Genomic DNA, 21,843 nt, shown 5'->3' with positions numbered 1-21,843 from the left:
CATGGGCTGGATTCAACGCTTCAGGGAGAAACGCGCAAAGCGGGCGATTCGAAAATTGCCGAAGTTCGAGCGAGGCATGGCGCGCTTCAAGGCGCGATACCCGCATTATGCATTCGGTCGTGGTAGCTACGGCGTGCCCGAAGTCCATGACTGGAAGGAGGGCTCGACACTGAGCATCGGAGCGTATTGCTCGATCGCCGAGGGAGTACAGATCTTCCTTGGGGGGCACCATCGCGCCGACTGGGTCAGCACGTTCCCTTTTCCTGCCATGGTTGAGCAGGCCGCCCATATCAGTGGATACAGCGGAACCCACGGTAATGTGAGCATCGGCAACGACGTGTGGTTGTGTTCGAATTGCACACTGCTTTCAGGTGTGACGGTGGGGGACGGTGCAATTGTTGCCGCCGGTGCACTGGTGACTCGCGATGTCGAGCCCTACGCGGTGGTGGGTGGCAATCCTGCACGCTTCCTGCGCTGGCGTTTTCCTGAGGAACAGCGCTTGCTGCTCCTTCGGAGTGCCTGGTGGAACTGGCCCGAAACGGAACTGCACAGCCTGGCGGACAAGCTGTGCAGCGATGATATCAACGGCTTCCTTGAGTACGTCCGTCAGCGGCTAGCCGTCTGAACCTTCTCGCTTGCCTCGTCGTTCAGGCAAGCTGATAGGTCATGCATGGGTTCGCTCGGGCTGGCTGGCTGTCAATACGTGCCTGTTGAGGTTGTCCACCTCGGACTGCGAGGCTGTCATGGCATAGCCTTGCAGCAGTGCCTGAAAATGCTCTTCGAACAGCCAGCGTCGATCCACGGTGTAACGCTGCATATGTCTCAGGTTGCGTTCGCGCAGCGACAGGCTCAGTGACGACGGGTAGAGGCGCAGGTCGGCGACATCGATCAGACCGAACTCGCCATCTTCCAGGACCAGTACATTCCCCAGGTGCAAGGAGCGGAAATACACCCCCTGCTCGTGCAGTTGCGCCATGAACTTGCCGAAACGCTCCACCAGTGCCTGGCGCACATCCGGTGCCGTGATCCCTTGCAGGACCTGTCGCAACGTGTTGCCTGGCAGGGGTGTGTAGTGCACCGCGCTGCTGCCATCGTCGAGGCGATAGAGGTTGAGGATCTGCGGTGTCGGGAAACCCATCCTGCGCAGTCGCTCGCTGTTGACGGCAAAGCGTTCGGAATAGGCATTGAAGCTGCCCGAGGTGTACCAGCGGCGAGGTCGGAACAGCTTGAGGAAGCTGCCATCGACCAGGCGCAGGACTTTGGGTCCCAGACCGTCTTCTTCGATGACCCGGGCGTTGGCGCTCAAGGTGTGCAGGTCTGCTTGGGTCAGCCGCTTGATCGATACGCCCAGCAGGCGACCTGCACGGCGGTTGATGCTCAACGCGGCAATCAGGGCCAAGGGGATCCACAGCAGGAACCAGTGTTCCTTGGGGCGCGAGAGAATCCCGCCGCCTTCGGTCAAGCCGCCGCCAATGCCGAAGGCCAGCCACGTGGACGCGATGATGAACAGCGGCTGCACGCGGTGGCGCCAGCTGCTCAGCAGGGCCCAGGCCTGGGCAAACAGCCAGGGGATGAAGCCGAAAATACCCACGTAGTAAAGAACGCCGAGGGCAAAGCTATGCGGTTCTGTCAGGGTAAATCCCACGCCAGGGTCGACGCCCAGGCTGGCGTCGTAACCGTGGCCGATCCAGGGTTGTTCGGCAATTTTCTGCAGGACCAACTGCCAGATCTCGAAGCGGTAGGAGTTGCCACGTTCGAAGATCATCTCGGAAAAAAGCACGAGGACGGCCACGCCGCCGGCTGCCATGATGCCCAACAGCAGAATGGAGCGCCGATTCCAGCAAATGAAGCTCAGCCACAAAGCGGCCAGCGTCAGGGCTACCAGCGGCGTCCGAGAGCCGGTGGCGATCACCGCGACGAACATGATCGCCATCGCCGGGACACTCAGCCAGAGTATTTGCGTACGCTTGCAGGTCATGCTCAGGCTGAGCCAATAGGCACAGAAAAAGCCGAACAGGTGTGAACTCAGCAAGGGGTTATCAAACGCGCCACCACCAATCAGGCGCAGGCCAGGTTGGTAAATCGGAGCGAACATGAACAGGTAGACAATCGTTGCGACCAATCCGACGAGCGCGGCACTGAACAGCAGCGGTTGAATCATCTCGCTGCGATGACGGATCAGCAGGTAGCAACCGGCGAACAGCATGAGCAAGTGCAGGGGCGGCTTGAGTTTGCTGGAAAAACCATCGTCGCCCGGGCTCCAGAGCAGACTCAACAGCGCCCAGGCGGCGAACAGCAGCACGGCAATGAAAATCGGCTCGTTCAGCAGTTCCCGGAGCGCCCGCGGGCGTAGGCAAAGGGCTATAAGTGTCGGGATGCTGAACAAACCGTAATAGAGTTTGTGAAGCAGGCTGCGGTCCGGCAGAAAAAACATCGAACACAGAAGCAGGAAATAGCCCGCAGGAAGAATCCACAGGCTGATGAAATCGAAGACTCGATTGGGCGTTTTGTTGAAACCGCTGAGTTGCATGCTGAGAAATTCAATCCTGAAGTTGATTGGCCATTCCAATGATGGCCTTATGATACTGCTTGTGCCGTCTAACAATAACAGCCTTTTTGCGATTGCCAGAACCCTGAAGAAGCTGTGCTAAAGTCAGCGTCCTTTTAATCGACATTCGCGTGATATGACCGACTCCAGTCTCTCCGCAAGCCCCTCGAGCTTGAAAATCTATTTCCGCCTGCTCGGTTATGTGCGGCCCTACATCAGCCTGTTCCTGATCAGCATCGTCGGCTTCCTGATTTTCGCTTCGACGCAGCCAATGCTCGGCTACATCCTCAAGTATTTCGTCGATGGGCTGTCCAATCCCGAGGCCGTGCTGTTCCCCAGCGTGCCTTACCTGCGCGACCTGCAACTGCTGCAAGCCGTGCCGTTGCTGATCATCCTGATCGCCGCGTGGCAGGGGTTGGGGTCCTATCTGGGCAACTACTTCCTGGCCAAGGTTTCGCTCGGGCTGGTGCATGACCTGCGCGTGCAACTGTTCAATAACCTGCTGGTGCTGCCCAACCGCTACTTCGACAAGCATAACTCGGGTCACCTGATTTCCCGCATCACCTTTAACGTAACAATGGTGACGGGGGCGGCGACAGATGCGATCAAGGTCGTAATCCGTGAGGGTATGACGGTTATCTTCCTGTTTGCCTCGTTGCTGTTCATGAACTGGAAGCTGACCCTGGTCATGGTTGCGATCCTGCCGCTGATCGCGGTAATGGTCGGCACCGCGAGCAAGAAATTCCGCAAGCAAAGCAAGAAGATCCAGGCCGCGATGGGCGATGTCACCCATGTGGCGTCGGAAACCATCCAGGGCTATCGCGTGGTGCGCAGCTTCGGTGGGGAAACCTATGAAGAGAAACGTTTCCTCAAGGCGAGCCAGGGCAACACCGACAAACAACTGCGCATGACCCGTACCGGTGCCATCTACACGCCGTTGCTGCAACTGGTGATCTACAGCGCCATGGCGGTGCTGATGTTCCTGGTGCTGTTCCTGCGCGGCGATGCCTCCGCTGGTGACATGGTCGCCTACATCACCCTGGCAGGCTTGCTGCCCAAGCCGATCCGCCAGCTGTCAGAAGTCAGCTCGACCATCCAGAAGGGTGTGGCGGGCGCCGAGAGCATCTTCGAGCAACTGGACGTTGAACCGGAGATCGATACCGGGACCGTCGAACGTGACGCCGTCACCGGTCGCCTGGAGGTGCGCCACCTGAGCTTCACCTACCCAGGCACCGAGCGCCAGGTACTCGACGATATCAGCTTCACGGCCGAGCCCGGGCAGATGGTGGCGCTGGTGGGGCGTTCGGGCAGTGGCAAGTCGACCCTGGCCAACCTGATTCCGCGCTTCTATCACCACGACAAGGGCGAGATTCTGATCGATGGCGTCGAGGTCGAGCAGTACAAGCTGCTGAACCTGCGCAGGCACATTGCCCAGGTGACCCAGCATGTCACGCTGTTCAGCGACACCGTGGCCAACAACATCGCCTACGGCGATCTGGCCGGTGCGCCACGTGAAGACATCGAAAAGGCCGCCAGGGATGCCTACGCCATGGACTTCATCTCGCAACTGCCGCAAGGCCTGGACACCCAGGTCGGCGAGAATGGCGTGTTGCTGTCCGGCGGTCAGCGTCAGCGTCTGGCGATTGCCCGGGCCTTGTTGAAAAACGCACCGTTGCTGATTCTCGATGAGGCCACTTCGGCGCTCGATACCGAGTCGGAGCGGCACATCCAGGCTGCGCTGGACCAGGTGATGAAGGGCCGGACCACGCTGGTCATCGCTCACCGCCTGTCGACCATCGAGAAGGCCGACCTGATTCTGGTCATGGATCAGGGGCGGATCGTCGAGCGCGGTACGCATACCGAGCTGCTGGCGCAGAACGGCTACTACGCTCGTCTGAATGCCATGGGCCTTGATGCCCCGGCCGAAGACATCGCCTGATTTGCGCGCCCTCCGGTGCTGACGACTGAACGCTCGCAGCCTGTGGTTTTCGAACCTGGACAGGCTGCGATTTTGACTTTTGATCGTCACATTCATGCCATCCGCCAGCCCCGCGCCAACCCTGTGCTAATATCCCGCCCTTGTTCATTTTGTATGTGGGTTGCTCCATGAAGTTGTCCATGCCGCGATTCGATCAAGCCCCTGTATTGGTGGTCGGCGATGTCATGCTCGACCGCTACTGGCATGGCGGTACCTCACGGATCTCCCCTGAGGCGCCGGTTCCGGTGGTGAAGGTCGAACAGATCGAAGACCGCCCGGGTGGTGCCGCGAACGTTGCCCTGAACATTGCCGCGCTTGGCGCGCCAGCTTCGCTGGTCGGTGTCACCGGTGATGACGAAGCCGCCGAAAGCCTGGCCAACAGCCTCAAGGGGGCTGGCGTGCGCGCGTTGTTCCAGCGCATTGCGCACCAGCCGACCATCGTCAAGCTGCGGGTCATGAGCCGACACCAGCAATTGCTGCGCATCGACTTCGAAGAACCGTTCGCGACCGACGCCCTGGCGCTGGGCGACCAGGTCGACGAACTGCTCGAAGGCATCAAGGTGCTGGTGCTGTCCGACTACGGCAAGGGGGCGCTGAAGAATCACCAGGTGTTGATCCAGGCCGCCCGCGCCCGTGACATACCGGTGCTGGCCGATCCCAAAGGCAAGGATTTCTCGATCTACCGGGGGGCGAGCCTGATTACCCCGAACCTCAGCGAGTTCGAAGCCATTGTCGGTCGTTGTGTCGATGAACACGATCTGGTGAGCAGGGGCGCGCAGTTGATGCACGACCTCGACCTGGGCGCGCTGCTGGTGACCCGGGGCGAACATGGCATGACCCTGTTACGCCCGGATCATCCGGCACTTCACCTGCCCGCACGGGCGCGGGAAGTGTTCGACGTGACCGGTGCCGGCGACACTGTGATTTCCACCCTGGCCGCCGCCATTGCGGCTGGCGAGGAGTTGCCGCATGCCGTGGCCCTGGCCAATCTGGCGGCAGGCATTGTCGTCGGCAAGCTCGGTACGGCGGCCATCAGCGCGCCGGAGCTGCGCCGGGCGATTCAGCGCGAGGAGGGTTCCGAGCGCGGCGTGCTGGGCCTGGAGCAACTGCGGTTGGCGGTTGACGATGCGCGGGCGCACAAAGAGAAAATCGTTTTCACCAACGGTTGCTTCGACATCCTGCATGCCGGCCACGTGACCTACCTGGAGCAGGCGCGGGCCCAGGGCGATCGGTTGATCGTTGCGGTCAATGACGATGCATCGGTCAGCCGCCTGAAGGGGCCGGGCCGTCCGATCAACAGCGTCGACCGCCGTATGGCCGTGCTGGCGGGACTGGGTGCAGTGGATTGGGTGATCAGCTTTTCCGAAGGCACTCCGGAAAACCTCCTGCGCGAGGTCAAGCCGGATGTTCTGGTCAAGGGCGGCGATTATGGCATCGACCAGGTGGTCGGAGCGGACATCGTGACGGCCTATGGCGGAACGGTGAAGGTACTGGGCCTGGTGGAGAACAGTTCGACAACGGCAATTGTCGAGAAGATTCGCAACCGTTGAACTTGATTGACGACGCCCGGCTCATATTCGGGATGAACGGGTTTTATCGTGAAAATTCAACCCTGCCCATGATGTTTTCGAGCATTCTCGCAATGCTCTCGCCCACTTATATAGTGGTAAAAGATTGATGAAAGTAATGCTCCTGGTGATGGACGAGCAGCGAGTCATTCTGGATCGTCTCTATGAGGTCGTGCAGCAACACTGCGACGAGTGCGTCATCTATCGCCTGAGCAAAAAGCAGCAGCTGAATCTCGGGCCCTTTCTCGCATCCGTCGATTATCAGACGTTCGATCGGGTGGTGATCTTCTCCCGGGTCAAGCGCCTGGTGCCTCAGCTCCGCGTGTTGAAGTGCATCCCCGGCCTGGTTTTTCTCGAGCACGATGCCTACCAGAACTACATGCCCGACAGTAAGTACCAAGGGGTCTACTCGCGTCTGTACCGTCGTTTGCCAAGCTCCCGTGCACTGGTTTCCGGTGCTGTCGTGGCGCGCCGGATGCAAGCTGAAGAGATTGATGCGGTGTTCGTCTCAAAGGGATATGACGAGCAGATGCTGCATAACACAGGGGGTGTGCGCGATATTCCGGCAGGGTTTCTGGGCAGCCTGAAAAGTACCGAATATACCCAGCGCAAGGCATTGCTCGAGTCGCTTGCGCGGCGTACCGGCATGTTGGTGACCCGTACCAAGTCTGGCGCCGAATACCTGGAAATGCTCAACCGCATCAGGATTTTCGTGAGTGCCGACCTCGGCATGAACGAGTTCATGATCAAAAATTTCGAAGCGATGGCCTGTGGCTGCGTGCTGATGGCCTGGAGCCAGGGCGAGGAAGACGAGTTGCTGGGCTTTCAGGACATGCACAACACGGTGTTCTATCGCTCCGAAGAGGAGGCCGTGGAAAAGCTCCAGTTGCTGCACAGTGATCCGCAGTTGACGGCACGCATTGCCAGTAATGGACAGGCATTCGCTGAAAGTCGGTATTCCTTCGCACGAGTGGGGCGAACGCTCGCCGCCGAGATTCAGCGCGAAATGCGGCCTTGGCAGCCACCGTCCGCGTTGACCCGTTTCTGGGTCAAGGTCCGTTACGGTATGCAGGTGCCTGAGCGGTGATTGGCAATCAACCGCCAGCCTTCGATGAGTCCATGGCGCTGGATGCGCTGCCCGGTGGTCATCAGTCCATCCAGGACGCGTTACCCCCGGCGTTGAAGGCATGCCTGCGCAACGCTTCACGGGTGCTGCTGGTAGCGAACAACCCGGCCATTACCCGAGACGATTTCCAGGCGCTGGACATCGGGCCTGACGATGTCGTCGTCAGCTTCAACAAATGTGTCCTGGCGCCCTTGCTCGATCCGCGAAGCGTCAATCTGTTCGTGCACGGGTTCAATGCGCCGGATGCCTATTTTTTCGGCTTGCCTTGCGGTCCGGATGTGCAGCGGATCTTCAATGACGCTGATGCCCGGTGTTTCACTCTGTTGGTCGGGTGCACCGGCGCCATGTGCCCCATGCCGCAAGTCGCGCTGTTCTGGGAGCGCATTCCGTTACCGGCCCTGTGGAACTATCCGGTCGATCGTCCGGGCGGCAAACGCTACGTCGGACCGACCACCGGGTTCAACGCACTGGTGTTGTTCGACTGGCTGCGCAGCCAGGCGGATTACAGCTATCAGCTCATGACGCTGGGGTTTTCCAACGAGGCGGGCAAGCGCTGGGGCGGGCATGCCTGGGATTACGAGCGCGACTGGCTGCAGCGGTCGAATGTGGTCGCCATCCCGTTGCGGCGTCGCCGGTGGTGGCAAAAGCTGTTCGGTCGATGAATCTCAATCCACTTTCAAAGGGTGCTGTCGAGTGTTGAATATTGCGGTGGCTTTTTTTGGTATCCCGAGAAACTCGCCCATCTGTTTTCCTTCCATTGAGGAAAACGTTCTGGCGCGGCTGCCTTCCGACAGCAACGTCAAATGCTTCTACCACCTGTATGAAGTCAACGAAGTGCAGAATTCGCGCTCGGGCGAACAGGGCGAGTTGAAGGCTGCCAACTACGAACCGTTCAGATCGATGACCGGGCAACTCACCTCGACCGATGGGGTGCTGGAGCGCTGGGACTTCGAACGGGTGAAGGCGCAGGGTGATACCTGGGCCGATGATTTCGCCTCGCTTCGCAACCTGATCTATCAGCTCAATTCACTGCACACGGTGACGATGATGATGGAGTCGTTCAATCCCGATTTCGTGATCTTCGTGCGGCCGGACAACTTCTTTCACACGGCGCTTCCGGCGTACGTGTTCAACCATGCCGACGCCCGGCGGCTCAACGCCTACATTCCGGATTGGCAATGGTGGGGTGGGCTGAACGACCGCTTTGCGATTTGCGGGCGTGACACCTATGTCGCCTATGGCAAAAGGATCGAACGCATCTTCGATTTCAGCCAGGCCACGGGCAGAAAGCTGCACTCCGAGCGACTGCTCAAGTTTGCCCTGCAGCAGGCCGGTGCGAAGATCTGCACCCTGGAAACCCAGGCTTCGCGCGTGCGTATCAGCGGAGCATTTGCCGAGGAATCGTTTTCCCCCAAGCGCGGAATGGGCAAACGCGAGAATCGTTACTTCCATTTTTTTGCCCGGTTGCGCACCTTGATGGACAAGCGGAGAAGCTGAATCGAACCGGTGTGTCATCACCTCCGGTTCGAACTCACTTGCGCAGGCTTCCCCGCACCAGGCGGACAAGGCCCAGGGCCTTGACGCTCAGTTTCTTCAGGCCATGGCGCGGGGGCTTCGGCACCTCCAGGCCCTGTTGAGTCACCCAGTCCTTCCAGCGAATACGCTCCTCGCCCACGGTCCAGCCTTCCTGAATGGCGAAGCTCTCCGCCAGATAGAGTCCACGGGTGCTGGCGGGCAGCAGCTTGTCGCGCTTGAGCGTGTACAGCTCGGCAAGCGGTTGACCATCCTTGAGGGGCATCAGGTACAGGTCTGGACGCTTGCGATCCAGACGGGCCACCAGTTGGTCGCCCTCCAGCCGCTCGTCGACGTGAAACAGGCTCAGGGACTTGGCTTCCCTGGGCACTTCCAGGCGCAAGTCATAGATCAGTTGCAACGAGGCGGTCGGCAGATGCACGTAAGCCTGCGGCCGTTCGATCAGCTGCAGATTGGCGCAGCGCACCGGCCGTGCCGCGCCGGACAGCGGCGTCAGGCGAAACGGCAGCGCTTCGCGATAGTGCAGCGCCGACGAATAGGGGGTGGGTAGCCAGGTGTCGTTGAAGCGGCCACCGAGCCAGCCTTCCGGTGTTTCCAGCAGGCATTCTTCAGCGATCTCCTGGATCGCCGTGTGCAGTGGCAGGTTCAGTTCGTGGGCCGGCACGTAACCGGAAATCAGCTTGAGCACCACATCGCCCCGGTCCTGCCGCCGTTGGCGCACCAGTACCCAGTAATCGCGATTCTGCCAATGCAGGGTCAGGCGCACCGAAACCCCGAGGTTGGCGAGCTCCAGGGCGAACCGTTCGCTGTCAGCCACCGTCACCGGTCGGCGCCGTTGCAGGGTCTGGGAGAAGTTGAGCGGCATGCCGACGCTCTGGTAACTCAAGCCTTCGGGGGTCGCTTCGACGAATAACGGCAGGGTTTTGAAGTTGCTCGGGTTCTTTCTTATGAGCGTACGCGGCATGTCGGCTCCTGCTTAAGGCCGCGAGGGCGGCATCAGTGTCTGCCCAGAACCTGGGCAACGGTCGCGACGTTGTGGGCGAGGTGCAGCGGATTGATGGTCCCGACAATAGCACTGGCCACGCCCGGGTGTTCAAAAAGCAATTCGAAGCTGGCGCGCACCGGGTCCACGCCCGGGCTCAGGCAGGCATGGCCGCTGGCGAGGGCCTTCTTGACCAGGATGGCTTTGCCGTGAGCAGCAGCATAGTCAATGACCGGTTTCTCATGCTGTTCGTTCAGATTGTAGGTGACCATTGCGCAATCGCCTTGCTCCAGCGCCTTCAAGCCGCCGTCGACGGTCTTGCCGGAGAAGCCGAAGCCGCGAATCTTGCCTTCGGCCTTGAGCGCCGCGAGCGTGGCGTAGACCTCGCCGTTGTCGAGAATCGCCAGGTCGTTGCCGTCGGAGTGCACCAGCACCAGATCGATGAAATCCGTTTCCAGACGTTGCAGGCTGCGCTCCACCGAGAGTCGGGTGTGCGCCGCGCTGAAATCGTGGCGCGACTGGCCGTCGGCAAACTCCTCGCCGACCTTGCTGACGATCACCCATTCCTGGCGCTGGCCACGCAGCAACGGGCCGAGGCGCTCTTCGCTGCGCCCATAGGCCGGGGCGGTGTCGATCAGGTTGATGCCCAGGTCGCGGGTCAGCTTGAGCAGCCGGCGCGCCTCGTCATCGTCAGGAATCTGGAAGCCGTTGGGGTATTTCACCCCTTGGTCACGGCCGAGTTTGACCGTGCCCAGGCCCAATGGCGAAACCAGCAGGCCAAGGCTGCCCAGGGGACGGTGCAGATCGTGGAGGGTCGGTACGCTCATGGCAGCAGTTCCTCCCAGGCCGGTACGCCCATTGGCGGTTTCGGCAAGTCGGGCAGCGGCGCCGCATGGTTTGGCTGGATGCCGTCACGTTGCAGGGCGTCGATGACGCGGTCGGCAAAGTCCGGTGCCAGGGCCAGCTTGGTCGGCCAGCCCACCAACAGGCGGCCCTCCTCGGCGAGGAAGGCGTTGTCCGGGCGGGTCAGGCCCGATTGCAAGGGTTCGGCGCGGTCCACACGCAAGGTCGCCCACTGCGCGGAATTCAGGTCGATCCAGGGCAGCAGTTGAGCGAGCTCTTTCTGCGCCGTGGCAATCTGCTCGGCCGGCTCACGGGCGACACCCTCGGCTTCGGCGATATCGCCCCCCATGTACCAGACCCATTGGCCATCGGCGGCCGGGTGGGTGGTGATGGTGAGGCGTGGTTTGGTGCCGCCACCCAGGCAATGGGCGTACAAGGGCTTGAGGCCCGGGCCCTTGGCAATGATCATGTGCAGCGGCCGGCGTTGCATCGCCGGTCGGCTCAGCCCCAGTGCTTCGAGCAAGGTGGCCGTGCCTGCCCCGGCGCTCATGACGATGCGCTGGGCGCGGATCTCGCGTTCGTCGACCTTCAGGCCGACCAGCAGGCCACCTTCCAATAGGGGCTCGATATTCTGGCCAGCGAGCAGGCCGTCGCCGGCCAGGTCGGCCAGGCGCTGAATCAGGCTCGGCACGTCGATCACCAGCTCGGCCAGGCGATAGACCTTGCCCTTGAAGCGTTTGTCTTGCAGCGCAGGTGGCAACTGGTCGCCCTTGACCTGATCGACACGCCCGCGCACCGCCTTGCTGGCGAAGAAACTGGTGAGGTTGCCGGCGAGCGTGCCCGGCGACCAGAGGTAATGCGCATCGGACAGCAGGCGTACGCCGGACAGGTCCAGCTCGCCGTCGCCGGCCAGGGCTTCACGCCAGCGTCGCGGCATGTCGGCGATGGCTTCCGACGCACCGGTCAGCGCACCGTGCAGCGCATACTTGGCGCCACCGTGAATGATCCCCTGGGACTTGACGCTCTGCCCGCCACCGAGGCTGGCGCTTTCCACCAGCACGGTCGAAAAACCCTGGCGCCGCAGACGCGCATTCAGCCAGAGGCCGGCAACACCGGCGCCGACAATCAGAACGTCGGTGGAAATAACGGATGGCATGCAGCGACCTCAGTGTTCAAGACGAGGTGGCAGTATACAGAGCTACGCGGTCCCTGTAGGAGCGAGCATGCTCGCTCCTACAGGGGGATTATCTTCAGTGCCCCGCCGTTTTCGAAAACAACTGGATCACCACCACCCCCAGCACAATCAACGCCATGCCCAGCATCGCTGGCACATCGAGTTTCTGCCCATAGATGAACAGGGCCGCGACGCTGACCATCACGATGCCCATGCCGGCCCATACGGCGTAGGCCACACCGACCGGAACGCTGCGCACCACCAGCGTCAACATCCAGAAGGCAATGCCGTAGCCGGCAATGACCAGGATCAGCGGCAGTGGCGTACTGAATCCCTTGACGGCTTTCATCGAAACCGTAGCGATCACTTCGGCGCAGATGGCGATGGCCAGATAGTAGTAAGCAGTCATGGTGGGCTCCTCATGTGACGTGTTGCTTCTGACCTGGCATTTTAGGGCCCGGGCAGATGCGGTAAAGTCATTACCTATCTGATTTGGAGATGGGCTGAGCATGCAGTGGGATCTGGATCAATTGCGCCTGTTTGTCAGCGTAGCGGAGCATCGGTCGTTTTCGGCCGTTGCGCGCGAGCAGCGCAAGGCGCAATCGGCGGTGAGCAGTGCGATTGCATTGCTGGAGGAGGACCTGGGCATGAGCCTGTTCGATCGCAGCAGCGGACGCCAGCCCAGGCTCACCGAGGCTGGCAGTGCCCTGCTGGAGGAAGCGCGGGAAGTGCTGCGCCAGTGCGAACGCCTCAACGGCCGGGCCTTGGCGATGATGCGCGGGCAGGAGGCGCGGATCCGCCTGGCGCAGGATGAAGCCATGCCCTTTCAACCGGTCATCGACAGTCTGGACGCGCTGGCCGAACAATTCCCCAGCCTGGAAGTGCAATTGTCCAACGGCACGCAAGGCGATGTGGCGCGCAAACTGCTGGAGCGCCGCGCCGACCTCGGGCTGTTGTTCTATCACGAGCAGATTCCCGAGGCGCTGGAGCGGCGCGTGCTGGGCAGTATCGACATGGTCACGGTCTGTGGCGTCGACCACCCGATGGCGGCCATGGGCGAGGTCAACTGCCAGCAGCTGGCGCAGCACCGGCAATTGCTGATGGCTGCTCAGTCCAGCGTCTACCCCGGCAGCGAGCCGGCCAGCCCGCAGGTCTGGCGAGCTGACAGTTTCTACGTGATCGCCGAATTGCTGATGCGTGGCCTCGGCTGGGCGTGGCTGCCGCGCAACGTCGTGCAGTATTCCGGCTATCACGACAAGATCGTCGAACTGACCAGCGAATGGACACCGCCGGCGCTGGTGGTGGAACTGGTCTGGCGCCGCGACGAGCCCCCCGGCCCGGCCGCCCGTTGGCTGGCGGAATGTTTTGCCGTGCACTTGCAGGCGATCGGCGAGAAAAGTCGATAAACTCCGCCGCCATGAATAGAACTCTCTACACCGCGCTGTTTTACCTGGGGCTGCCACTGGTGGCGATTCGGCTGTGGCTGCGCTCGCGCAAGGCGCCGGCCTACGCCAAGCGTATCGGCGAACGTTTTTCCTTCGGGCTGCCGGCGATCAAGCCGGGGGGCATCTGGGTGCACGCGGTGTCGGTGGGCGAGAGCATCGCCGCAGCGCCGATGATTCGCGCGCTGCTGCAGCGCTACCCGACCTTGCCGATTACGGTCACCTGCATGACCCCGACCGGTTCCGAGCGCATCCAGGCCCTGTTCGCTAACGAGCCGCGCATCCAGCACTGCTATTTGCCCTACGATCTGCCCTGCGCCGCCGCGCGCTTTCTTGATCGCGTGCGCCCGACCCTGGCGGTGATCATGGAAACCGAGCTGTGGCCCAATCACATTCACCAGTGCGCCAAGCGCGGGATCCCGGTGGCGCTGGCCAATGCGCGACTGTCGGAGCGTTCCGCCAGGGGCTATGGCCGTTTTGCCAGGCTGACCCAGCCGATGCTCGCCGAGATGAGCCTGTTCGCGGTACAGACCGAAGCTGAAGCCCAGCGCTTTCGCGAACTGGGCGCTCGCGCCGACACCGTCGAGGTGACCGGATCGATCAAGTTCGACCTGACCATCGACCCGGCCTTGCTCCAGCGCGCCGCCGAGCTGCGCGCCCAATGGCAGGCACAGGAGCGTCCGGTGTGGATCGCCGCCAGTACCCACGACGGCGAAGACGAAGTGGTACTGGCGGCGCACAACCAGTTGCTCGCCAATCACCCCGATGTGTTGCTGATCCTGGTGCCGCGCCACCCCGAGCGATTCAATGCGGTGTACGACCTGTGCCAGGAGCAGGGTTTCGCCACGGTTCGCCGTTCTGGCGGCGAGCCGGTGACCGCTGCCACCTCGGTGTTGCTGGGCGACACCATGGGTGAATTGCTGTTTCTGTATGCCTTGGCCGACAGCGCTTTTGTCGGTGGCAGCCTGGTGCCGAACGGCGGTCACAACCTGCTGGAACCGGCCGCCCTGGCCAAACCGGTGCTCAGTGGCCCGCACCTGTTCAACTTCCTGGAAATCGCCGCGCAGTTGCGCAGTGCCGGCGCGCTGCAGGAGGTCGAAGACGCCGAAGGTCTGGCACTGGCCGTGCAACGCCTGTTCGAGCTGCCCCGCGATGCGCAACGCATGGCCGAGGCTGGTTTGAAGGTCATGCGCAGCAATCAGGGGGCGTTGCAGCGGTTACTGGAAGCTTTAGAAAGACTGATGCCCGACACCCGGTAGGAGCGAGCATGCTCGCGATGGTGGCCCAGACGCCGCGGGCATTCAGGCAGCCCACGTCATCGTTGACGACCATCGCAAGCATGCTCGCTCCTACAGGGGGGCAGAAGAGTTCTTCAGGGCCGTGCTTTAAGCTGCGCCTCTGCCGCCTTCGCCAGGTCCGGTGGCAGGAAATCCTTGTCGGGGTTGTAGTCCGGCTTGAGGTAGCGTTTGAGGTCTTCCAGGTCCCCGGGGTTCAAGGTACCGGCGGCCTGCTTGAGGCGCAGGTTGTCGAGGATGTAGTCGTAGCGGGTGTTGTTGTAGTCGCGCACCGAGTTGTACAGCTGACGCTGGGCATCCAGCACATCGACGATGTTTCGCGTCCCCACCTGATAACCGATTTCGGTCGCTTCCACCGCGCTCTGGTTGGAAATGATCGACTGCTTGCGCGCCTGCACCTGTTCCACATCGGTGTTCACGGCGCGGTGCAGGTTGCGGGTGTTTTCCACCACTTGCCGGCGCAGGCTCTCACGCTGTTGTTCGTTCTGGTCCAGTTGCGAGTAGGACTGGCGGACCTGCGAGCTGGTCAGGCCACCGCTGTAGATCGGGATGTTCAATTGCAGGGCCAGGGTGGTTTGCTCGACGGGGCCACCGTACGCCCGGCCGAAGGCATTCGGGTTGCTGAAGCCGAAGGCGTCGTTGTCGCCTCTTTCGTATTTGGCCACCGCGTCCACCGTAGGCAAGTGGCCGGCCTTGCGCTGCCTGAGGGTGTCCTCGGCAGCGCTGACCGCGTAGTTGCTGGCCAGCAGGTTGAGGTTCTGGCGCGCGGCGGTGTCGACCCAGGCCTTGGCGTCGTTCGGCGCGGGCGGCAGGATCGGCAGCGAGTGGACCATGCCCTGAATCGAGTTGTACTCACGGTTGGTCAGGGTGATCAGCGCTTCGAACGCATCGTCCACCTGGCGCTGGGCCACGATCCGGTTGGCCCTGGCGGTGTCGTAGCTGGCCTGGGACTGCAGCACGTCGGTCTTGTCCGACAGGCCCACGTCAAAACGCTCGTTGGACTGATCGAGCTGACGCTTGAACGCCGCTTCTTCGGCCTTGGTCGACGCCAGCGTGTCCTGGCTGCGCAGGACGTTGAAGTAGTCTTCGGCGGTCTGCAGGATCAGGTTCTGCTCGGTGGCCGAGAGTTGCAGCGCGGCTTGCTCATTGACGCTCTTGGCGGCCTGGTACTGGAACCAGCGATCGGCACGAAACAGCGGCTGTGCCAGCGTCGCCTGGTAGGAGTTGGCGCTGCGGTTGGCAATGGCCGACGGTTGATTGATGTCGGTGCGCACATTGGCCACCTGGCCGCCACCGGACAGGTTCGGCAGCAGGCCGGCGCGGGCCTGGGGCACGACTTCCTTCTGGGCGCCGTACTGGGCGCGGGCGGCGGCCAGGTCGGCGTTGTTGTCCACCGCTTCCTGATACACGCTGACCAGGTCGGTTTTGGTCGCCAAGGGCGCTTCTGCTGCCCAGGCCATTCCATTGGACGCACAAGACACGGCAACGGCCAGTGAGAGTTTGCGCAGCATGAGGCGATTCCCTGGAAATTGATATTACGCTGATAATTCAGGCGCCAAGGTAAGGCGCGGCCTGCACAGCGTCAAGGCGCAGTGCGGCGTAGCGAGTGTAGTTGCGCCCACGTGCCGCAACAATCCTGCAATTACGCCATTCATCATGGTGAATGCCACGGTGTTGGCGTTCCTTGCCAGTTGTGTCTAGACTGGCCGGGTTCTTGTCGGGGTGCCTTGCTATGAGGCTGAGATCGAATAATTTCGGATCCCGTTGAACCTGATCAGGTTAGCGCCTGCGTAGGGAACAAGATTTCTCGTCTCCCGGCGAGTCCTCTTGTGCTTCGTCCGGGATGTTGTTCGACCATCGAACGACCCCTCGAGCACTGAGCACAGCACAGCTGGTTTTTGCAGCCCGCGTGCGTCCATTCGTCACAGGTTCGCTCCGACAAAATTCCAATGCCTGGATGCCGTCTGGAGAGCCCGTGATGACGATAAAACTAAAAAATACAACGAACCTGAGTGATTCGGCGCAAGTCGATCAGCAATCGGTTCAACCCTTTACCCGCTCGCAAAAAATCTACGTTCAGGGCTCCCGTCCCGACATCCTCGTGCCGATGCGTGAAATCAGCCTCGATGTGACGCCGACCGACTTCGGCGGCGAGGTCAACGCACCGGTCACGGTCTACGACACCTCCGGCCCGTACACCGACCCCAAGGTCATCATCGACGTGCGCAAGGGCCTGGCCGACGTGCGCTCGCCGTGGATCGAATCCCGTGGCGACACCGAGCGCCTGAGCGGCCTGAGCTCGAACTTCGGCCAGGAACGCCTCGCCGATCCGGAACTGACCAAACTGCGCTTCGCCCACGTCAACAACCCGCGTCGCGCCAAGGCCGGGGCCAACGTCAGCCAGATGCATTACGCGCGCCAGGGCATCATCACCGCCGAGATGGAATACGTGGCCATCCGCGAGAACATGAAGCTCGAAGTGGCCCGTGCCGCGGGTCTGCTGGATCAGCAGCACGCCGGTCACAGCTTCGGTGCCAGCGTGCCGAAAGTCATCACCCCGGAGTTTGTGCGCGACGAGATCGCTCGCGGTCGCGCGATCATTCCCGCCAACATCAACCACACCGAACTGGAACCGATGATCATCGGCCGTAACTTCCTGGTGAAGATCAACGGCAATATCGGCAACAGCGCCCTGGGTTCGTCCATCGAGGAAGAAGTGGCGAAACTGACCTGGGGCATCCGCTGGGGTTCGGACACGGTCATGGACCTGTCCACCGGCAAGCACATTCACGAAACCCGAGAGTGGATCATCCGCAACTCGCCGGTCCCGATCGGCACCGTGCCGATCTACCAGGCCCTGGAAAAAGTCGGCGGCGTGGCCGAGGACCTGACCTGGGAGCTGTTCCGCGACACGCTGATCGAGCAGGCGGAGCAGGGCGTCGATTACTTCACCATCCACGCTGGCGTATTGTTGCGCTACGTACCGATGACGGCCAAGCGCGTGACCGGCATCGTCTCCCGTGGCGGTTCGATCATGGCCAAGTGGTGCCTGGCGCACCACAAGGAAAACTTCCTCTACACCCATTTCGAAGACATCTGCGAAATCATGAAGGCCTACGATGTCAGCTTCTCGCTGGGCGATGGCCTGCGTCCGGGTTCGATTGCCGATGCCAACGACGAGGCGCAGTTCGGTGAGCTGGAAACCCTGGGCGAGCTGACCAAGATCGCCTGGAAGCACGACGTGCAGTGCATGATCGAAGGCCCGGGCCACGTGCCGATGCAGTTGATCAAGGAGAACATGGACAAGCAGCTCGAGTGCTGCGACGAGGCGCCGTTCTATACCCTCGGCCCGCTGACCACCGACATTGCGCCGGGCTACGACCACATCACTTCCGGTATCGGCGCGGCGATGATCGGCTGGTTCGGCTGCGCCATGCTCTGCTACGTGACGCCCAAGGAGCACCTGGGCCTGCCGAACAAGGATGACGTGAAGACCGGCATCATCACCTACAAGATCGCGGCCCATGCCGCCGATCTGGCCAAGGGGCACCCGGGGGCGCAGATCCGCGACAATGCCTTGAGCAAGGCGCGTTTCGAGTTCCGTTGGGAAGACCAGTTCAACCTGGGCCTCGATCCGGACACCGCCCGTTCGTATCACGATGAGACGCTGCCGAAGGATTCGGCCAAGGTCGCGCATTTCTGCTCCATGTGCGGGCCGAAGTTCTGCTCGATGAAGATCACTCAGGAAGTCCGCGAGTATGCGGCCAACCAACGGATCGAAGCGGTGGACGTGGACGTCGCCCAGGGCATGGCCGAACAGGCCGAGCGCTTCAAGCAGGAAGGCAGTCAGTTGTACCAGAAAGTTTGATCTGATCTGTGATTGACGGCGCCTGTGCTGCCGTCTTCGCGAGCAAGCCCGCTCCCACATTAGACCGCGTCCCCCCGGACAACTCAGGCAACCGTGGGAGCGGGCTTGCTCGCGAAGAGGCCGGACCGGGCGCCGAACATCTCAATGACACAATTATCCCTCTGAGATAACCCCCTTGAGCATTCAACCCAGCACTTATTCACCCGAGATCGCGGTGCCCGCCGACAAGCGTGTGTTTGGCGGCCGCGACCTGTTTTCCCTGTGGTTTTCCCTCGGCATCGGCCTGATGGTGCTGCAGACCGGCGCCTTGCTGGCGCCTGGGCTGGGCCTGTCCGGGTCGTTGCTGGCGATTTTTCTCGGCACCCTGGTGGGCGTTCTGCTGCTGGCCGCCGTGGGCGTGATCGGTAGCGACACCGGCCTGTCATCGATGGCCGCACTCAAGCTCAGCCTCGGCAACAAGGGCGCGAGCCTGCCGGCGGTATTGAACCTGCTGCAACTGATCGGTTGGGGTTCGTTCGAAATCATCGTGATGCGCGATGCCGCGAGCCTGCTGGGAGCCCGCGCCTTCAGCGAGGGCAGCCTGTGGTCCAACCCGCTGCTGTGGACGATCTTCTTCGGTGGTCTGGCGACCTTGCTGGCGGTCAGCGGTCCCTTGACCTTCGTACGACAGATCCTGCGCAAGTGGGGCATCTGGTTGCTGCTGGCGGCATGCACCTGGCTGACCTGGAACCTGTTCGCCAAGGCCGATCTGGCGGCGTTGTGGGCGCAGGCGGGTGACGGTTCGATGCCGTTTGCCGTGGGTTTCGACATCGCCATCGCCATGCCGCTGTCGTGGCTGCCGCTGATTGCCGACTATTCGCGTTTCGGCAAGCGGGCGAAAAACGTGTTCGGCGGAACGGCGGTGGGCTTCTTCATCGGCAACTTCTGGCTGATGAGTCTGGGCGTTGCGTACACCCTGGCGTTCGCGCCGAGCGGTGAAGTCAATGCCTTGTTGCTGGCGCTGGCCGGTGCGGGCCTGGGCATTCCGTTGCTGTTGATCCTGCTGGACGAGTCGGAGAACGCCTTCGCCGACATTCACTCGGCGGCGGTGTCCAGCGGAATGCTGTTGCGCCTGAAAGTCGAGCACCTGGCCTTGGCCATCGGCGTCGTCTGCACCCTGATCGCCTTGCTGGCGCCGTTGGCGCAGTACCAGAACTTCCTGCTGCTGATCGGTTCGGTGTTCGCACCGCTGTTCGGCGTGGTGCTGGTGGATCACTTCATCCTGCGCAAGCGCAGTGCCCAGGTGGCGTCAGCCGCGTTGCGCTGGCCGGCGCTGCTCGCCTGGCTCGGCGGCGTCAGCACCTATCATCTGCTGGCCAACCTGTATCCGGATGTCGGCGCCACCCTGCCGGCGCTGGTCCTGGCAGGGCTGTTGCAACTGGTGCTGGGCCGGGCGTTCAGTTACGGCCGGGAAACAGCTCGGGCTTGAGAATCCCGTTCAGGCGCGGGTAGGGGATCTTCAGTTCAACGTGGCCCAGCGCGTAAGGCGCGATGGTGCTGACCTGATACTTGAGGATCACCCCGCCGTAGGTCAGCGCCACGTTCTGGGTTTTCTGGAACGGCCAGCTCTTGACGAACTCCGCTTCCTGATCGAGCTTGGTGCTGATCAGCCAGCTGTTGTGCGCCACCTGAGCGGCTTTCCAGAACGCCTCTTCCTGACCGGGCAGCAGCATGTCGGACAGGTTCAGCACCTTGTGCTGCTGGCGCGAGTAGTTGACGAAACCGCGACCCGGCGTGCCATGGGCGCCGCCAGTGTCCAGATAGCTGGAAAACTCGATGATCACCAAGCCGTCATGCTGCTCGCGTACCTTGGCCTGCAAGTAGCTGCTGTTGCGCGGCGCGGCGGTGCGCAAAAACTCGTCGCGATACGCCGCCAGCGTCGGCGCCACCGGCGCGTCCGGCGAGGTGCGGGTCATTTGCAGCAAGCGCTTCTCGACGATGGCGTCCAGGGCCGGCTCGGCAGGAAAGTGCAGCGTGTCGATATTCACCAGCGGGCAATCGGCAGACGTGCAACCGGGTTTCAACTGCTCGGAAGTATCGCGGGTGGCTTCCAGCGGTACGCGATAGTTGGGCTGGAACAGGCTCTGGCAAGCGCCCAGGGTCAGGGCGATGGCCGCCACGGAGGCGATTCTGAAAAGCGACATGGGCGTCCTTCATAAAACAGGGAAAGGCGAAAAGTTAACCGCTTCGACTCTCAACCGAGCAGTCAGTTCGCCACTAAGCTAATTAGAGTGGGTTTCGCCCTCACCGTCCATCCCGCTGAAGGGAAAGGGGCTGCATCTAACGTCACGGGCGCGTTAGGATGGCGCGAAGTCGAGGTTGCAGGCACACGCAGGCAACCTCGGATCGGATTGTGCAAACGAGGATAGTCATGACTGATTTTGCCAGCGCCATTCCAACCGCCGTGGAGATCGTTCGGCGCGAAAAGTGCTACGAGGGCTTTTACAAGCTCGACCGCGTGCATTTGCGCCACGAACTGTTCGGCGGAGGCATGAGTCGTGAAATCAATCGAGAAGTGTTTGTCCGCCACGATGCCGTTTGCGTATTGCCTTACGATCCGCTGCGCGACGAAGTGGTGCTGATCGAGCAGTTTCGTGTCGGCGCCATGGGCAAGACCGACAACCCGTGGCTGGTCGAACTGGTCGCTGGTCTGATCGACAAGGACGAAGTGCCGGAAGAGGTTGCTCACCGCGAGGCGCAGGAGGAAGCTGGGCTGGAATTCCGCGCGCTGTGGCCGATGACCAAGTATTTTCCATCGCCCGGCGGCAGCAATGAATTCGTGCACTTGTACCTGGGGCGCTGCGAGACGAACGGAGTCGGGGGCCTGCATGGACTGGAGGAAGAAGCTGAAGATATCCGCGTGACGGTCTGGGCCTTCGAAGATGCCCTGCAAGCCGTGCGCGACGGGCGAATTGCCAACGCGGCCAGCATCATTGCCTTGCAATGGCTGGCCTTGAACCGCGTCGAAGTGAGGGGGCTATGGTCGTAAACACGTTGCGCGATCGTTACCGGGTCGACCTGGCGGGGCTGCAAGCTTCCTGCGAGGCGAACTACGCGCGCCTGATGCGACTGCTGCCCGACATGCGCAACGAACCGGCGGCACGGCGTATTGCCGTGACCCATGGCGACCAGATGCTCGGCGTTCTGGCGCTGGAAGTGCTGCAGGTCTGTCCGTACACCACGACGTTGCAGGTGCGTCAGGAACATAGCCTGCCGTGGCTGCCGGTGCCGCAACTGGAGGTTCAGGTGTACCACGACGCCTGCATGGCCGAAGTGGTCAGCGCCGAACATGCACGACGCTTTCGCGGCATCTATCCTTACCCCAACGCCGCGATGCATCAGCCGGATGAAAAGGCCCAGTTGAACATGTTTCTGGGGGAGTGGTTGAGTCATTGCCTGGCGCTGGGGCACGAGTACGAAGTCGTTCGCTAGATGTGAACTGCGTCC

19 protein-coding genes and 1 riboswitch are annotated in these 21,843 nt (G+C 61.7%); of the genes, 12 read left to right on the top strand and 7 right to left on the bottom strand.

The window, feature by feature from the left end; genetic code table 11:
* The first annotated feature begins 1 nt into the window (after window position 1).
* Window positions 2–625, top strand: coding sequence for a CatB-related O-acetyltransferase (locus QIW53_RS14325; RefSeq protein WP_371050257.1), 624 nt, complete (start codon window positions 2–4; stop codon window positions 623–625).
* A 39-nt stretch (window positions 626–664) separates the two neighbouring features.
* On the opposite strand, the gene QIW53_RS14320 is transcribed toward QIW53_RS14325, so the two are convergent.
* Window positions 665–2,530 (bottom strand): O-antigen ligase family protein, encoded by a 1,866-nt coding sequence (locus tag QIW53_RS14320; protein ID WP_371050256.1) that lies wholly within the window; start codon window positions 2,528–2,530, stop codon window positions 665–667.
* Between the two features lie 154 nt (window positions 2,531–2,684).
* Between QIW53_RS14320 and msbA the strand changes: the two genes are divergently transcribed.
* From msbA to QIW53_RS14295, 5 genes are all read left to right on the top strand, one after another.
* Window positions 2,685–4,487 carry a lipid A export permease/ATP-binding protein MsbA gene (msbA, locus tag QIW53_RS14315; protein ID WP_371050255.1) on the top strand — a complete coding sequence of 601 codons (1,803 nt, stop codon included), beginning with the start codon at window positions 2,685–2,687 and terminating at the stop codon, window positions 4,485–4,487.
* A gap of 167 nt (window positions 4,488–4,654) precedes the next feature.
* Window positions 4,655–6,076 carry a bifunctional D-glycero-beta-D-manno-heptose-7-phosphate kinase/D-glycero-beta-D-manno-heptose 1-phosphate adenylyltransferase HldE gene (hldE, locus tag QIW53_RS14310; protein ID WP_371050254.1) on the top strand — a complete coding sequence of 474 codons (1,422 nt, stop codon included), beginning with the start codon at window positions 4,655–4,657 and terminating at the stop codon, window positions 6,074–6,076.
* Window positions 6,077–6,203: 127 nt separating this feature from the next.
* Window positions 6,204–7,181 carry a glycosyltransferase gene (locus tag QIW53_RS14305; RefSeq protein WP_371050253.1) on the top strand — a complete coding sequence of 326 codons (978 nt, stop codon included), beginning with the start codon at window positions 6,204–6,206 and terminating at the stop codon, window positions 7,179–7,181.
* A gap of 32 nt (window positions 7,182–7,213) precedes the next feature.
* Window positions 7,214–7,882 carry a hypothetical protein gene (locus tag QIW53_RS14300; RefSeq protein ID WP_371050348.1) on the top strand — a complete coding sequence of 223 codons (669 nt, stop codon included), beginning with the start codon at window positions 7,214–7,216 and terminating at the stop codon, window positions 7,880–7,882.
* 31 nt (window positions 7,883–7,913) lie between these two features.
* Window positions 7,914–8,717: a hypothetical protein gene (locus QIW53_RS14295; RefSeq protein WP_371050252.1), complete on the top strand. Its 804-nt coding sequence runs from the start codon at window positions 7,914–7,916 to the stop codon at window positions 8,715–8,717.
* A gap of 34 nt (window positions 8,718–8,751) precedes the next feature.
* Here QIW53_RS14295 and QIW53_RS14290 read toward each other — a convergent pair whose 3' ends face one another.
* The 4 genes from QIW53_RS14290 to QIW53_RS14275 all read right to left on the bottom strand — a co-directional run bounded on the left by QIW53_RS14290 (window position 8,752) and on the right by QIW53_RS14275 (window position 12,161).
* Window positions 8,752–9,717 (bottom strand): metal ABC transporter ATPase, encoded by a 966-nt coding sequence (locus tag QIW53_RS14290; protein WP_371050251.1) that lies wholly within the window; start codon window positions 9,715–9,717, stop codon window positions 8,752–8,754.
* A gap of 32 nt (window positions 9,718–9,749) precedes the next feature.
* Window positions 9,750–10,562: an aldo/keto reductase gene (locus tag QIW53_RS14285; protein WP_371050250.1), complete on the bottom strand. Its 813-nt coding sequence runs from the start codon at window positions 10,560–10,562 to the stop codon at window positions 9,750–9,752.
* Complete coding sequence (locus tag QIW53_RS14280) at window positions 10,559–11,734, bottom strand: NAD(P)/FAD-dependent oxidoreductase (RefSeq protein ID WP_371050248.1); 1,176 nt, start codon at window positions 11,732–11,734, stop codon at window positions 10,559–10,561. Before QIW53_RS14280 ends, QIW53_RS14285 begins: the two co-directional genes overlap by 4 nt.
* A 94-nt stretch (window positions 11,735–11,828) precedes the next feature.
* Window positions 11,829–12,161 (bottom strand): DMT family transporter, encoded by a 333-nt coding sequence (locus QIW53_RS14275; protein ID WP_192307673.1) that lies wholly within the window; start codon window positions 12,159–12,161, stop codon window positions 11,829–11,831.
* A 100-nt stretch (window positions 12,162–12,261) separates the two neighbouring features.
* Between QIW53_RS14275 and QIW53_RS14270 the strand changes: the two genes are divergently transcribed.
* Both QIW53_RS14270 and waaA read left to right on the top strand, forming a co-directional pair.
* A complete protein-coding gene (locus QIW53_RS14270) occupies window positions 12,262–13,158 on the top strand; it encodes a LysR family transcriptional regulator (protein ID WP_371050247.1) in 897 nt (298 codons plus the stop codon).
* An 11-nt stretch (window positions 13,159–13,169) separates the two neighbouring features.
* Window positions 13,170–14,453 carry a lipid IV(A) 3-deoxy-D-manno-octulosonic acid transferase gene (gene waaA / locus QIW53_RS14265; RefSeq protein WP_371050246.1) on the top strand — a complete coding sequence of 428 codons (1,284 nt, stop codon included), beginning with the start codon at window positions 13,170–13,172 and terminating at the stop codon, window positions 14,451–14,453.
* 113 nt (window positions 14,454–14,566) lie between these two features.
* On the opposite strand, the gene QIW53_RS14260 is transcribed toward waaA, so the two are convergent.
* On the bottom strand, window positions 14,567–16,000 hold the full coding sequence (locus QIW53_RS14260) for a TolC family outer membrane protein (RefSeq protein ID WP_371050244.1): 1,434 nt from the start codon (window positions 15,998–16,000) through the stop codon (window positions 14,567–14,569).
* A 197-nt stretch (window positions 16,001–16,197) separates the two neighbouring features.
* Window positions 16,198–16,303: riboswitch (TPP riboswitch) on the top strand.
* A 164-nt stretch (window positions 16,304–16,467) separates the two neighbouring features.
* On the opposite strand from QIW53_RS14260, the gene thiC reads away from it, so the two are divergent.
* Together thiC and cytX are read left to right on the top strand one after the other, a co-directional pair.
* The gene (gene thiC, locus QIW53_RS14255; protein ID WP_371050243.1) at window positions 16,468–18,357 is read left to right on the top strand and encodes a phosphomethylpyrimidine synthase ThiC; all 1,890 of its coding nucleotides are present in this window, start codon (window positions 16,468–16,470) and stop codon (window positions 18,355–18,357) included.
* 175 nt (window positions 18,358–18,532) lie between these two features.
* Complete coding sequence (gene cytX, locus QIW53_RS14250) at window positions 18,533–19,825, top strand: putative hydroxymethylpyrimidine transporter CytX (RefSeq protein ID WP_371050242.1); 1,293 nt, start codon at window positions 18,533–18,535, stop codon at window positions 19,823–19,825.
* Here cytX and QIW53_RS14245 read toward each other — a convergent pair.
* Window positions 19,794–20,540: an RsiV family protein gene (locus QIW53_RS14245; RefSeq protein WP_371050241.1), complete on the bottom strand. Its 747-nt coding sequence runs from the start codon at window positions 20,538–20,540 to the stop codon at window positions 19,794–19,796. The two genes, cytX and QIW53_RS14245, sit on opposite strands and share 32 nt — an antisense overlap.
* Window positions 20,541–20,767: 227 nt before the next feature.
* Between QIW53_RS14245 and QIW53_RS14240 the strand changes: the two genes are divergently transcribed.
* Together QIW53_RS14240 and QIW53_RS14235 are read left to right on the top strand one after the other, a co-directional pair.
* The gene (locus QIW53_RS14240) at window positions 20,768–21,385 is read left to right on the top strand and encodes an NUDIX domain-containing protein (RefSeq protein ID WP_371050240.1); all 618 of its coding nucleotides are present in this window, start codon (window positions 20,768–20,770) and stop codon (window positions 21,383–21,385) included.
* Window positions 21,376–21,828, top strand: coding sequence for a DUF1249 domain-containing protein (locus tag QIW53_RS14235; protein ID WP_371050239.1), 453 nt, complete (start codon window positions 21,376–21,378; stop codon window positions 21,826–21,828). Before QIW53_RS14240 ends, QIW53_RS14235 begins: the two co-directional genes overlap by 10 nt.
* Window positions 21,829–21,843 lie beyond the last annotated feature (15 nt).

The sequence above is a fragment of the Pseudomonas fluorescens genome, from assembly GCF_041354075.1.
Lineage (GTDB): Bacteria > Pseudomonadota > Gammaproteobacteria > Pseudomonadales > Pseudomonadaceae > Aquipseudomonas > Aquipseudomonas fluorescens_CE.
This window is presented reverse-complemented; position numbering and strand designations above follow the sequence as displayed.